This window comes from Vitiosangium sp. GDMCC 1.1324, assembly GCF_003044305.1.
Taxonomy (GTDB): domain Bacteria; phylum Myxococcota; class Myxococcia; order Myxococcales; family Myxococcaceae; genus Archangium.
The window spans coordinates 133,805-146,912 of sequence record NZ_PZOX01000028.1 but is presented as its reverse complement, the minus strand read 5'-3'; the positions used below and the strand labels follow the sequence as shown (position 1 = coordinate 146,912).

The following is a 13,108-nucleotide window of genomic DNA, read 5'->3' as shown; positions in this document are numbered from 1 at the left end:
GTCATGTCGAAAGAACTCTTCACAGCAATCAAGCAGCACGATACGGCCCGGATCAAGGCATTGCTGGCCGAGGGGGCCGATCCGAACGAGCCGCAGTCGGAGCCTCCAGGATTGCGTCCGCTTCATGTGGCCATCTACGAACTCGCCGATGGAGGCAAACTCGACGTCATCTTGGCGCTCCTCAAGCATGGCGCGGATGTCAACGCGTGGGACGTCGAGCGGGACAGGACTCCCTTGTTGGTGGCGGTCTGCGAAAACGAACTGGCAGCAGCCGATGCGCTCGTAAAGGCGGGGGCCGAGCCCAACGTGCGCAGCAGCGACGGAATCACGCCGCTGCGGTCGTCCGCGGAGGATGGCAATCTGGACATGGCCTCGCTCCTCCTGGCCGCAGGGGCCACTAGGACGATCAACGACTGGGGCGGGCTGCTCGGATTCACCGCGCTCGGGATTGCGATATGGCAGTTGGATATCCCGATGATGAAGTTGCTTCTCGACGCGGGCGCGGATCCAGAAGCCCCGGACGATTCCCGCAGGCCTACCCGCGAACGCCTGCCGCCGCGCGATGAGTCCAATTCCCAGCGATGGGACACCGCATTCGAGCTGCTCGGAGGCGCGAAGGGCCGCAACCCGTAGAGTGAGCCTGCCCCGATTACGGGCTCTCCCGCACTTTATGTGGTCTGCGCGCGGGGAAGGTGTCGAAGGACTCGTTCCGACGCCTCGCGCCCCACGAGTCGTCAGCACCAAGGTGGCCAGCGTGGCATTTCCACCCACCCGGCGAGGTACCATGCAGTCCATGCTACCGCGAGCGCTGCTCTTCTCGGCGACCCTGCTGGCCGCCCTCTCGTCCCAGGCTGGAGACCTTTCGATCGAGGCCCGCGTGGGTTCAGGGCAGTGGATGCGCGGGGCGTCCATCTCGCCGCTCAAGGGAGAAGCCATCGCCCTGCGCGTGGCTCCCCGCCCAGGCGCCACCATTCGCTGGTACCGCATCTACGCGGACATCTCGCGCGACTACAAGAACGCCAACCACCCCTGGGAGCCCTCCCCGTACGCGTGGGTGGGTTGGGCGAAGATTCCGTATCTCCGCGAAGAGCTCCGGAGCCTCCGCGGCCGCTGGGAGATCAGCCCACTCGACGCCTCCGGGAGAGTCATCCGGGGTGAGGAGCTGGAGCCGCATCCGGCCAGGGCGAACCACTACCTGGAAGACGTGGGCACCTTCTGGTTTCAGGCCGAGGTGGAGGAAGGCGGCGTCACCTCGAGCTCTCCGGGCCTCGAACGGAGCGATCACCGAGGTCTCTCGCCCAAGGTGTTCCGGATCTCCATCCGCGACGGCGAGGGGTACCTGGGCTACGTGACCTCCTTCTTCAATGTCCCGGGCCTATTCGGCTCCGTTCCGCACCAGAGCTACCACTACATCGGCGTGGACTGCGCGGACGTGCTCATGGCCGCGCGCGCCCGCTGGATGGGCAAGCCACTCGAGCGCGACTTCAACGTGGCCGCGCTGGTGAAGGAGCTTCCCAGAGCGGCCACGGTCCAGCTCCGCCAGGGCGCGCCGGAGCGAGCGGTGTCCATTGGCGAGGGCGTCCGGCCGGGCGATCTGCTTGCCGTGCGGTACCCCGGTGAAAAGCAGTTCCAGCACGTGGGGGTCTTCTACTCGGATGCGAACGCGAGCGGGCTCCTGGACGCGGACGATCTCGTCTTGCACGCGGGGCCCGAGGCGCTCCATCTCTCGCGCCTGGGAGAAGGAGGGTTCGACGGAGAGGTGGCGATCCTGCGCCTGGAGCGCAGCCGTCCGCCACCTCCAGGCGGTCAACTACCCTGACACAGGGGGGTAGGCTTCCCGGCTATGGCACCTTGGGGAGGTGGAACTCCGGAATCAGCTCCCCTGTGAGGCGCAGGCTCTTCATGACCTGCTCATGCCGGAGGGCACCGACCTGGTGGAAGGACATCAGCGCGTCGATGCCGAGCGCCTCGTAGCGCTTCATCCTCCGGCGTACCTGGTCCTTCGTGCCGACGATCAGCGACTCCTGCTCGCTCAGCACCTCCCAGACCTCCTGGTCCGGGACGGCCTCGCCCGTCATCACCCGGCCGAGCAACCGCTGGGTCCGGGACTGCGGCGCGTTCGGGTCCTTCTTTCGCACGTACTGGCCTGTCAGCCCTCCACCAGCCGGGTCCTTCGCCAATGCCTCGAGCTCGGCGGCCGTCTTGACGAATTGATCCTTCGCCTCGAAGAAGGTGAAGGAGTTGCTCGTGTACCAGGCCGCCGCTTTCGCCGCGCCGTTCTCCATCGCCTCCTGCTCGCTGTCCGCGCAATGCACGAAGGTGAAGAAGGCCACCTGCTCATTCACGAACTCCCCCACCGGTTCGCACCGGGTGCGCAGGGCCTCCCGGTAGAGGTGGATCATCTCCGCCACCTCCTCCATCGAGGCCCACAGCGTCACCCCCAGCGCCCCCACCCCGTTGCGCCCCGCCTGCTCGAACGAGGCCGGGCTGGAGCACGCCTGCCACAGCGGCGGGTGCGGCCGACGGTACGGCTTGGGCACGATGTTGACGTTCTTGATCTGGAAGTCAGGGCTCTCCCAGGAGAACGACTCCCGGGTCCACATCTTCGGAATCATCTCGAAGGCCTGCTGCATCTGCCCCCGCGTCGAGTCCGGGTTGATGTTGAAGGTGCGCCACTCGGGGATGGTGCTCCGCGCCAGGCCCAGTTGGAAGCGCCCCTGGCTCAGCTGGTCGATGAAGGCCGCGCGCTCGGCGATGCGGATGGGGTGGTTGAACCGCGAGGGAGCCAGCACCGACGAGTGGCCCACGTGTAGGTTCTTCGTGCTCATGGCGATCGCCGTCAGCATCACCTCGGGCGCCGAGCTGTAGCTGAACTCCCCGGCCGCGTGGTGCTCCACCTGCCACCACACCCCATAGCCCAGCTCATCGGCCAGCCTCGCCTGCTCCAAGGTCTCCTGGATCAGCCGTTGCTCGTGCCCCGCGTCCCGCCACAGTTCCTTCGGGTGCTGCATCTCCGAGAAGACATCCAGTCTCATGGTTCCTGCCCTCCACTCGGAAGCTTAGGACGATCTCGCGCGGGCACAGGAAACTTCGATTCCGCCTATGATCGAGGCAGGGGCATTCCGCTTCCGATGAAGACGCAGAGGTCGAGACATGACAGTGCGGTACAAACATGCAGTGGTCATCGGGGGGAGCATGGCGGGGCTACTGGCCGCCCGGGTGCTGGCCGACCATGCGGCGCAGGTGACACTCGTCGAGCGTGACCTGCTCCCGGATGGGCCCGAGGATCGCAAGGGTGTACCTCAGGCCCGTCACGTCCACGTCCTGCTCACTCGGGGCGCACAGGCACTCGACGAGCTCTTCCCCGGCTTCCTCGCGGACGTAGAGGCAGCAGGCGCGACGCGGTTGGACCAGACGCGAGACTTCCGTACCCTGCAGTTTGGCTTCTGGAAGCCGCGCTATGAGAGCGGCTCCCCCATGTTCTGCATGAGCCGGCCCTTCGTCGAGCACCACGTGCGTGAGCGCGTGCGGCGGCTGCCCAATGTGCGGGTATTGGAGCAAGCGAGCGTGGAAGGATTGGTGAGCAGTCCGGACCATGCGTACGTACGAGGAGTCCGCGTGCAACGCGGCGGGCAGGAGGAACAGCTCGAGGCCGACCTCGTGGTGGATGCGAGCGGTCGTGGCACCCGGGCACCGAAGTGGCTCGAGTCACTCGGCTACGGCGCCCCCGAAGTCTCGACCCTCCAGGTGGACCTGGCCTATGCCAGCCGTGCCTATCGGATGCCGGCGGAGCCACCGGACTGGAAGGCGCTCACGGTGACGACCGCGCCACCGTTGTTGCGCAATGGCGTCGTCACGCCGATAGAGGGCGGACGGTGGATGGTCACGCTCTGGGGCTACTTCGGAGACCACCCGCAGGCGGACCCGGAGGGGTTCGATGCCTTCGCACGCAGCCTGCCCGTGCCCGACATGGCGGATGCTCTCCAGCACGCGGAGCCGCTCACCCAGGTCTCCGTCTTCAAGTATGCCGGCTACCTGCGCCGTCATTATGAGCGCATGCCCCGCTTCCCAGAAGGCTATGTGGTGCTCGGCGATGCCGCGTGTAGCTTCAATCCCATTTATGGGCAGGGAATGACGACCGCGGCGCTCGAGGCGCTGGAGTTGCGCGCCTGCCTGCGTGAGGGGGATGGACAGGGCCTTTCGCGGCGCTTCCAGAAGCGCCTGTCGAAGGTGGTGGATACTCCCTGGCAGTTGGCCACCAGTGGAGATCTCGGCTACCCGCAGGTGGAGGGCAACCGCCCGGCCGCGATGCTCTGGGCAGGCAAGTACGTCCAGCGGCTGCTCGCCGTAGCGAGGCACGACCCCGAGGTCGACCGCGTCTTCCTCGAAGTGAAGGACATGGTCAAGCCGCCCTCCGCCCTCTTTGCTCCCTGGATCCTCTGGCGGGTCCTCACCTCACGCCCCTCCGCCCCGGAAGCCTCCGCATCCCCATCCTCCGGTGACCCCAAGCGCAAAGCGGCTTGAAGGGTATCGAAGGCTGGGCCCAGACGCCTTCGGCGGCTCACCTTCCTCGAGGCCTGCGGCCGACTGGCCGGCTGATGCTGAACCGACGCCGGTAGTCGCCGGGAGACAAGCCCATCAGCTTGAGGAAGACCTTGCGGAAGGCGCCGGGATCCTCGTAGCCAACCCGCCACGCCACCTGCTCGAGGGGCAGGTTCGTGGTTTCCAGCATCTCCCGCGCCTTGCCGACACGCAGATGCTGGACATACGCGGTGGGATTCAGGCCGGTCGCCTTCTGGAAACGGCGCAGGAAGGTGCGCTCGCCCAGCACGGCCTTCGCCGCCATCATCGGCAATGTCAGCCTTTCCGACCCATGCGCCTGCAACCAATGCTGCACCTTCAGGATGGCTGCATCGCCATGGTGAAGCTTCGGCGCGAAGTTGCTGTAGAAGCGCTGCTCCCGTCCGGACGGATCGACCAGCAAGAAACGGGCGGTCGCCAGCATGATGCTCGGGCTGAGCAGCCGGTCCACCAGCCTCAGCCCGAGATCGACCCACGCCATCACGCCGCCCGCCGTGATGATGTCACCATCTTCGATGAGCAGCTTGTCCGCATCCAGCCGGATGGCGGGGAACTGCTCGGCCAGCCTTTCCGCCAGGGCCCAATGGGTCGTAGCCCACCGGCCGTCCAGCAGTCCGGTCTCCGCCAGCAGGAAGGCACCAGCACAGATGGAGCAAAGGATGGTGCCGGTCGCATGCTGAGCGGCGATCCAGCGGGCCAGTGTCGCCGCCCGCCCCGCAAACGGCTCATCATCCAGACTTGGCGGCACGATCAGCACGGCCAGGCACTCCCTGCCCTGTCCGTGGGTGTCGAACACCCGCTCCACCGCCAGTCCGTTGCCACCGAGCTGCCAATGGCTGACGCGCAGGGCTGGCACATCCGAAAGGCCCTTCTCGGCTGCCAGACGGTTGGCGGTGCGAAACATGTCCGTCAATCCGTGCACCGCCGACATCTGCGCCCCGGGGTAGATGAGCAGCCCGACTCCTGCCAGAACGCGCTTCGACGCCATTTGTCAGTTCTACCCCTGATTCTGTCAGTTCCGCCAATTCCGGCCAGACGGGGGCCGCTCTACAGTCCGTCCATCAGTGAGTCAACCCCGACTGCCCGGATCGAAAGGAAGACATCATGAGCAAGCGAGCCCTCATCATCATTGACCTCCAGAACGACTATTTCCCGGACGGCAAATGGCCACTCAGCGGCATCAACGCCGCCGCCGACAATGCCGCCCGGCTGATCGCCGCCGCGCGGACCAGCGGTGAGCTGGTCGTCCATGTCCGCCACGAAGCCCAGAGCGCCGACGCCCCCTTCTTCGCTCCCGGCTCGGATGGGGCCGCGATCCACAAGAAGGTGGCCCCCGTGGCGGCCGAGTCCGTGGTGGTGAAGCACCACATCAACTCCTTCCGCGAGACCGCGCTGGAGGAGCTCCTCGACCGCCACGGAGTCGATGAGCTCGTCATCTGCGGCGCCATGAGCCACATGTGCATCGATGGAGGGGTGCGGGCGGCGAACGATCTGGGCTACGGATGCACCCTGATCCACGATGCCTGCGCCACCCGCGATCTGGAATTCGGCGGCGTGCGCGTACCGGCCGCTCAGGTCCATGCGGCCTTCATGGCGGCACTCAGCTTCGCCTATGCCAAGACCCTCTCGACTGACGAGTTCCTGGCCAGCGCCTCCCGTCCATCAGCTCAACAGGCGTGAGTCGAGTAGGAGGTGCGAGGCACTACAGCTTGCAGAAGGGCTGCAGGTTCACCTCCAGGGACTGGGACACGGCGCTCGCCGCCGATACGGCGGGGTTACGCTGGTAGACCCGTAGGCAGCCGTTCCATGGCCGTGGAAGGTGTCGTGGATGGTGTCAAAGGACTCGTTCCGATGCCTCGCCCCTACGAGTCGCCTGACACTTTCGGCGGGGCCTACTTCAGGGCCTTCACGATCTCCGTGCAGACCTTCACCAGAGCAGTCTCCGCCTGGGCACTCGTGAGCCCATTCAGCGGCCTCCGTGGGTTGAGCACTGACTGGTATCGCCCGAGCTCCGTGCTCTCGACGAGGGACGCACTGATCGGCACCCATAAAATCTTCAATCCCTCATTCTCGGCCGCGCTCAACAAGGGCGGCAGCTCGTGTCGAGCGATGAAGTCCGATGCCAGGAAATCGGCGGACACCAACAAGACCGCCACTTTGGAGCGCATCAGTGCGATCTCAATCTCTGTCCGCCACTCCGCTCCAGGCTGGATGTGGGTGTCGTTCCAGAGCTTGATGACACCGCTCCGGACGAGCGGCGTGAGATGTGTCTCAAGACGTTCAAGCCACTTCTCGTCCTTCTTGCTGTAGCTGATGAAGACGGAATCTCGCGCCGAAGGTGTGACGCGTGGGCGCACGGACTCGGAGGATTCTATTTCGAGAATCCAGACGTTTCCAATCGCGTCTCCCGCGCAGATGACGCCAGACGTGGAGGCCACCGAACAAAAGCCACCGATACCGTAGAGCGTGTGAAGGCATTGACCCGAGTCGAGGTCCCACACCCTCAGCGTCTTGTCCCAGGACGCCGACACCACGCGCCTGCCGTCCGCTGTCACCGCGCAGCCATTCACACTGTCCCCGTGGCCCTCCAGGGTGGCCAGTTCCCGCCCCGTCTCCACCCTCCACACCTTCAGCGTCTTGTCGTCGGAAGCCGACACCACGCGCCTGCCATCCGGTGTCACCGCGCAGCCATTCACACTCTCCCCATGGCCTACCAGGGTGGCCAGCTTCCGCCCCGTCTTCACCTCCCACACCTTCAGGGTCTTGTCCAAGGACGCCGACACCACGAGCCTGCCGTCCGGTGTCACCGCGCAGCCATTCACATCGTCCGGGTGGGCCTGCGCAGGGTCCCGGCCCCACACCTTCCGAGTGTCGTCCCAGTGCGCTGACGCCATGCGCGTCTCCGACCACCTGTCGTGGAGCTTCTCATCCGACGACGCCGCGAAGTCGATCTCAGCCCCCGGCCCGAGGTTCTCCAGGGTGGCCAGTTCCCGCCCCGTCTCCACCGCCCACACCTTCAGCAAGCTATCCGCGGACGCCGACACCACGAGCCTGCCGTCCGCCGTCACCGCGCAGCCATTCACCGGCAAACGATGGCCCCAGAGCGTGGCCAGTTGCCGTCCCGTCTCCACTTCCCACACCTTCAGCGTCCAATCTCCGGACGCCGACACCACGCGCTTCCCGTCCGGTGTCACCGCGCATCCATTCACACTGTCCCCGTGGCCCACCAGAGTGACCAGTTCCCGCCCCGTCTCCACCTCCCACACCTTCAGCGTCTTGTCTCCGGACGCCGACACCACGCGCCTCCCATCCGCTGTCACCGCGCAGCCATTCACCGGTCCGTCATGGCCCCCGAGAGTGGCCCGCACCCGCCCTGTCTCCAGTTCCCACACCTTCAGCGTCCAGTCTCCGGACGCCGACACCACGCGCCTGCCGTCCACCGTCACTGCGCAACCATTCACCGCCCAACCATGGCCCCTGAGCGTGGCCAGCTCCCGCCCCGTCTCCACCTCCCACACCTTCAGTGTCTTGTCTTCGGAAGCCGACACCACGCGACTGCCGTCCGCTGTCACCGCACAACCATTCACCGTCCGACCATGCCCCCTGAGCGTGGCCAGCTCCCGCCCCGTCTCCACCTCCCACACCTTCAGTGTCTTGTCTCCGGACGTCGACACCACGCGCCTGCCATCCGCTGTCACCGCGCAGCCATTCACCGAACCCTTGTGCCCTCCCAGGGAGGCAAGCTTCCGCCCCGTCTCCACCTCCCATATCTTCAGCGTCCAGTCTCCAGACGCTGACACCACGCGCCTCCCATCCGGCGTCACCGCGCAGCCATTCACCGACCAATCGTGATCTTTCAGGGTGGCCAATTCCCGCCCCGTCTCCACGTCCCACACCTTCAGCGTCCAGTCTCCGGACGCCGACACCACGCGCCTCCCATCCGGCGTCACCGCGCAGCCATTCACCGAATCCTTGTGACCTACCAGGGTGGCCAGCTCCCGCCCCGTCTCCACCTCCCACACCTTCAGCGTCTTGTCCCTGGACGCCGACACCACGCACCTCCCGTCCGGTGTCACCGCGCAGCCATTCACCCCACCTGCGTGCCCCTTGAGCGTGGCCAGCTCCCGTCCCGTCTCCACCTCCCACACCTTCAGCGTCCCGTCTCCGGACGCCGACACCACACGCTTCCCGTCCGGTGTTACCGCGCAGCCATTCACCCCACCTGCGTGCCCCTCCAGGGTGCGCTCATTTCCCCCTATCCTCACGGGATGTCGCAGGCGGAGCGCGGGCAACCCGTTTGGAAAACACAAAGCCTCTTCAATCCGCTCCGCCGTCCACCCCGCGCAGCGCAGCCGGTTGTAGACGAGCAGCGTCAGCGCCTTCGGATCCTTCCTCAACCAGTGTGACTCGGCCTGAATAGCTCGATGGAGCACCTGCGGACACTCCGGGTCGGCTCCTCGCTCCTCCTCCGCCGCACTCCGCAAGTCCACTTCGACGGCGGACACGCCCGACAACTCACACTTCGCCTCCAGGTAGCCCAGATCCGTGTAGAGCCCGCGTGCCCGCGCCCACATTCCCGCTTTCAGCCAATGCGTCACGCCATGGCGCAAGGCATAGCTCCGTCGGAAGTCCCCATCGGATGCCACTGGCCATTGGCAAAGCTCCTCCGCCATGCGCCAGTGCTCTGCCCGCTCCCAGTCCTCCCTGCTCCCCCCAAGCTTCGTCAGGAGGAAGCTCCGGAAGGACTCGTGGAAGGGTCGCCAGGCCCGCTCCAGGCTCGTGCGCCCTGGCTCCTCGAGCAGGAACGGCCGCGCCGCATGCAGGAAATGCTCGCCGTCCCGTGAATCCTTCCACCCCGCCACCGCCCCGAGGACCGGTAGCGGCAATGCCTCGCGAGCCACCGCCACCACGCCCAACCCCTCGAGCACCACGCCGCGGACCTCACCGGGCAGCGCCTGGATGCGCTCCCAGCTCTCCTCCAGCAGCGCCTCCAGACCTCGCGGCAGCAGCTCGGCCCTCCGCTTCTCCACGGGCCGCTCTTGCAACCACTCCGCCAGCTTCACCGAGTAGAGGATGTTGCCTTCGGCGCGCCGCACCGCCTCGTCCACGAAGGCGGGCACCAGCGGCGGCACGAAGCGGGAAGCCTCCCGCTTCCAGTATTGGCGCACCACCTCCTGGTTCGAACCTGCCCACCGCTCGGCATCCAGATCGAGGGTGCGCACGCCCTCTCGCGCCTCCAGCCAGCTCAGGTGCGGGTACGTGGGCCTGGAGGCACACAGCACCATCACCCCGTGCGGCAACGCGTGCGGCAGGAAACGTGGCAGTGGGTTGGAGCCGTCCGCCTCCACCTCGGCCTCGTCGAGCCCGTCCACCACCAGCACCAGCCGCTCGTGGCGTGGCACCAGCACCTCACGCGACACCCGCTGGAGCATCTCGCGCAAGCGTGACTCGGGCCGAGCGTCCGGGTCCGCCAACTCTGGGTAGAGCGCCTCCACCTGCGCCGCCAGGTTGCGCTTCACCATCTCGGGTCGGTCCCAGTCCTCCACGCCTCGCCGCAGGAAGTGGTGCGGCTCCGGAGGCCCCGCCGCCTCGCGTCGCTTCAGCCACTCGGCCAGCAGCGCGCTCTTGCCCATTCCCGGGGACCCCTTGACCAGCACCCACCCGCGCGAGGGCCCTCCCAGCAGGAGCGCCAGCTCAGCCAGGACGTCTTCTCGCCCGAGCAGGGCCTCATGCCGTTCCAATTCCGACTGGAAGTCGATGATGTCTCGGGACCTGCCGGCCCGGCCCGCGACCGAGCGCCCCGCGCCCCTCCGAGTGAGGTGTTGGTGTGCTCTCCAGACGGCCATCCCTGACCACCCTCCGCTCCGAGCCAGAAGGCCCGCGCGCCTCCGTTCTCCATAACGGTGGTTGGAGTGTCCCGTGCACAGCCACCCTGGTCGGCACGGGAGCCTGGATCCTGCCTCCTCGGCAAGCGAGCTGCCTATCCTTCCATCCGGCCCAGGGTCGCTGCTGGGGGTCAGTCTCCAATCGAGAGGACGACACGGCCGTTGATGGCGCCTCGGCGCATGCGCTCGAACACGTCGTCGATGGCCGTGAGGGGCTGGCGCTCGCTCGTCGACCGCACCCGGCCGCTCGCCGCCAGATCCAACGACTCCTGCAGATCCATGCGCGTGCCGACGATGGAACCTCGGATCGTGAGGCGCTTGAGGACGACCTCGAAGATGGGCGTGGCGAAGTCACCGGGAGGCAGGCCCACCAGGGCGCAGGTGCCATGAGGACGCAGCATCCCAATGGACTGCCGGAAGGCCTCGTTCGACACCGCGGTCACGAGCACGCCGTGGGCACCACCGATGAGGCGCTGAAGCTCTGTGGCCGGGTCCTTGCGCGCGTCCAGCGCGATCTCCGCCCCCAGCGAGCGGGCGAGGGCCAGCTTCTCCTCGCCGAGATCCACGGCGGCCACGCGCATGCCCATGGCCTTGGCGTACTGCACCGCCATGTGCCCGAGCCCTCCGATGCCGGAGATGACGACCCACTGGCCAGGACGCACCTCGGTCTCCTTGAGGCCCTTGTAGGTGGTGACGCCCGCACAGAGGATCGGCGCGGCATCAGCGAAGCTCACGGAGTCGGGGATGCGCCCCACGTGAGAGGCCTGGGCGAGCACGTACTCGGCGAAGCCTCCGTTGACCGAGTAGCCCGTGTTCTTCTGTGAGCCGCAGAGTGTCTCCCAACCCGTGATGCAGTGCTCGCACGTGCCGCACGCGCTGTGGAGCCAGGGGACGCCGACCCGATCCCCCTCCTTCAGCGAGGTGACGCCGGGACCCAGCGCGGCCACGTAGCCCGCTCCCTCATGTCCAGGGACGAAGGGCAGCGCTGGCTTGACCGGCCAGTCGCCCTGCGCCGCGTGCAGATCCGTGTGACAGACACCGCTCGCGACAACCTTGACGAGCACCTGGCCCGGACCCGGCGTGGGCGTAGGCAGCTCTTCAATCGAAAGCGGCTGACCAAAGTTCCGGACGACTGCGGCCTTCATGGTGCGCTGCATGGAGCTCCCCTTGTTCGGTTCGGGGAGCCCCTTCAGCAAGCCTCAGGCCAAGGCAGCGAAACAGGGAGACAGGGCCAGCGACATCCTCCGGAGACGCAGAATCTGCGTGAGGTACCGAGGCCGCGAGGAACCTTCGCAGAAGCTGCATCGCTGGTCGACGACTTGCTGCTGGGCGGCCGGACCGGTCCCGGCCTGGAGCGCGATGCTCGCGGTGAGCTCGCCATCATTGGCTGCTCCCCCCTGTGACGACTGTATGCCCTGGTGCCGCGCTCTGGTTTTCAGTCCAGCGGTAAACCTTATGTCAGGGTGTCTGACAGGTGCCACCCGGGCCGTGCCCAGGAGGCAACGGGAGACACAGCCACCCCGAGCACCACCGCTGGCGTTCGCGCTTCCGGGCGCCAACGCAGCCCGTGCCGTCACACCCCGGTCACAGCCCATCCTTTATGTCCCGCCTACCCTGACCAGTTCCGGTCTTCATCTATTGGGGTTTGACTTGAGACTTTCTTTCGGCAAGCAGTGCATTGGATTGCTGGCGGTTTCTGGAGTGATCGCTTCCGCCGCTTGTGGCGTCAGCGAGATGGAGCCCAACCCCGCGAAGACCAGCGAGGAGCAGCCCACGCTGGGCCAGACGCGGCAGGCGCTCTGGGTCGACCTCTACAATCAGATCGGGACGCCCATCGTGAACGGCAACACCTACAACGCCGCCAACGAGTTCACCCCGCCCGCGGATTGCTCGGACGGCCCTGGGGGTCCGGATTTGTCCTTCAAGTGGACCGTGCCGGCGGATGGCACCTATAAAATCTGGACGAACTATCCGCTCGACAGCGTCCTGCACATCTACACGTTCAACTCCAACGGCACATTGGGAGCGCTCAAGGGGTGCAACAACGACGTCTCCGATACCGACCTCACCTCGTCGCTCACCCTATCCTTCACCAAGGGGGAGGTGCTCCGCATCATCGTCGACAGCTATCAGACGCCGAGGAACAATGCAGGCACGTTCGCGCTGAACATCGAGCCCCAATTCGATATTTGCCCTGCATCGTCGGACGGCTGCACGCCGAAAGGCGTCTGGACCCGGGAGGGCTGTGTCCGCAACATGACGCCCGCCGGCACGGCTTGTAATGACGGGAACTCCTGTACGGTGAACGACGTCTGCAACGGCAGCGGCGCCTGTGTCGGCGCCCCGATGGAATGCAAGTCGCCTCAGGGCCAGTGCTACTCGTCGGTGGGCACCTGCGTCAACGGCAGCTGCTACTACGCGCCCGCGGATGAGGGCGTGTCCTGCAGCGACGGCCGCGGCTGCACCCGGGGCGACACCTGCAACGGTCATGGTGGCTGCGTGAGTGGAGAGGACAGCTGCGCGAGTGGCTACTATTGCGCCGCGTCGGGTAGCTGCAAACTCCTCCCGTGAGGCCATGAGGGACCGGGTCGTCGAGCCAGGTGGGCTGGCTGGCTCCTCTTCGTAGGCTCGATGCCCGCGGC

The 13,108-nt window shown here is 66.5% G+C and carries 9 protein-coding genes; 5 read left to right on the top strand and 4 right to left on the bottom strand.

All coding sequences use genetic code 11. The features are described 5' to 3' along the window. Positions 1–3 precede the first annotated feature (3 nt). Both DAT35_RS49855 and DAT35_RS49850 read left to right on the top strand, forming a co-directional pair. Positions 4–633: an ankyrin repeat domain-containing protein gene (locus DAT35_RS49855; protein ID WP_108076448.1), complete on the top strand. Its 630-nt coding sequence runs from the start codon at positions 4–6 to the stop codon at positions 631–633. A gap of 151 nt (positions 634–784) precedes the next feature. Continuing rightward, positions 785–1,819 carry a hypothetical protein gene (locus tag DAT35_RS49850; RefSeq protein ID WP_108076447.1) on the top strand — a complete coding sequence of 345 codons (1,035 nt, stop codon included), beginning with the start codon at positions 785–787 and terminating at the stop codon, positions 1,817–1,819. 22 nt (positions 1,820–1,841) lie between these two features. On the opposite strand, the gene DAT35_RS49845 is transcribed toward DAT35_RS49850, so the two are convergent. Further along, a complete protein-coding gene (locus DAT35_RS49845) occupies positions 1,842–3,035 on the bottom strand; it encodes an LLM class flavin-dependent oxidoreductase (protein ID WP_108076446.1) in 1,194 nt (397 codons plus the stop codon). A 118-nt stretch (positions 3,036–3,153) separates the two neighbouring features. On the opposite strand from DAT35_RS49845, the gene DAT35_RS49840 reads away from it, so the two are divergent. Next, positions 3,154–4,524, top strand: coding sequence for an NAD(P)/FAD-dependent oxidoreductase (locus DAT35_RS49840; protein ID WP_108076444.1), 1,371 nt, complete (start codon positions 3,154–3,156; stop codon positions 4,522–4,524). Between the two features lie 37 nt (positions 4,525–4,561). Here the strand turns inward: DAT35_RS49840 and DAT35_RS49835 are convergent, their stop codons facing one another. After that, entirely contained in the window at positions 4,562–5,569 is a 1,008-nt protein-coding gene (locus DAT35_RS49835; RefSeq protein ID WP_108076442.1) for a GlxA family transcriptional regulator, read from the bottom strand. 116 nt (positions 5,570–5,685) lie between these two features. Here DAT35_RS49835 and DAT35_RS49830 point away from each other — a divergent pair, with 116 nt between their 5' ends. Continuing rightward, the gene (locus DAT35_RS49830; protein ID WP_108076440.1) at positions 5,686–6,261 is read left to right on the top strand and encodes a cysteine hydrolase family protein; all 576 of its coding nucleotides are present in this window, start codon (positions 5,686–5,688) and stop codon (positions 6,259–6,261) included. A gap of 212 nt (positions 6,262–6,473) precedes the next feature. On the opposite strand, the gene DAT35_RS49825 is transcribed toward DAT35_RS49830, so the two are convergent. Further along, positions 6,474–10,427, bottom strand: a complete 3,954-nt coding sequence (locus tag DAT35_RS49825; protein ID WP_108076438.1) for a TIR domain-containing protein — start codon at positions 10,425–10,427, stop codon at positions 6,474–6,476. A gap of 170 nt (positions 10,428–10,597) precedes the next feature. Further along, positions 10,598–11,623 carry a zinc-dependent alcohol dehydrogenase gene (locus tag DAT35_RS49820; protein ID WP_108076530.1) on the bottom strand — a complete coding sequence of 342 codons (1,026 nt, stop codon included), beginning with the start codon at positions 11,621–11,623 and terminating at the stop codon, positions 10,598–10,600. A gap of 493 nt (positions 11,624–12,116) precedes the next feature. On the opposite strand from DAT35_RS49820, the gene DAT35_RS49815 reads away from it, so the two are divergent. Further along, positions 12,117–13,037: a hypothetical protein gene (locus tag DAT35_RS49815; RefSeq protein ID WP_146210207.1), complete on the top strand. Its 921-nt coding sequence runs from the start codon at positions 12,117–12,119 to the stop codon at positions 13,035–13,037. Positions 13,038–13,108: the final 71 nt, after the last annotated feature.

Excerpts from the sequence above, each read along its gene's own strand:
- DAT35_RS49855 (WP_108076448.1), top strand. The coding sequence starts at position 4 with ATGTCGAAAGAACTCTTCACAGCAATCAAGCAGCACGATACGGCCCGG.
- DAT35_RS49850 (WP_108076447.1), top strand. The coding sequence starts at position 785 with ATGCAGTCCATGCTACCGCGAGCGCTGCTCTTCTCGGCGACCCTGCTG.
- DAT35_RS49845 (WP_108076446.1), bottom strand. The coding sequence starts at position 3,035 with ATGAGACTGGATGTCTTCTCGGAGATGCAGCACCCGAAGGAACTGTGG.
- DAT35_RS49840 (WP_108076444.1), top strand. The coding sequence starts at position 3,154 with ATGACAGTGCGGTACAAACATGCAGTGGTCATCGGGGGGAGCATGGCG.
- DAT35_RS49835 (WP_108076442.1), bottom strand. The coding sequence starts at position 5,569 with ATGGCGTCGAAGCGCGTTCTGGCAGGAGTCGGGCTGCTCATCTACCCC.
- DAT35_RS49830 (WP_108076440.1), top strand. The coding sequence starts at position 5,686 with ATGAGCAAGCGAGCCCTCATCATCATTGACCTCCAGAACGACTATTTC.
- DAT35_RS49825 (WP_108076438.1), bottom strand. The coding sequence starts at position 10,427 with ATGGCCGTCTGGAGAGCACACCAACACCTCACTCGGAGGGGCGCGGGG.
- DAT35_RS49820 (WP_108076530.1), bottom strand. The coding sequence starts at position 11,623 with ATGCAGCGCACCATGAAGGCCGCAGTCGTCCGGAACTTTGGTCAGCCG.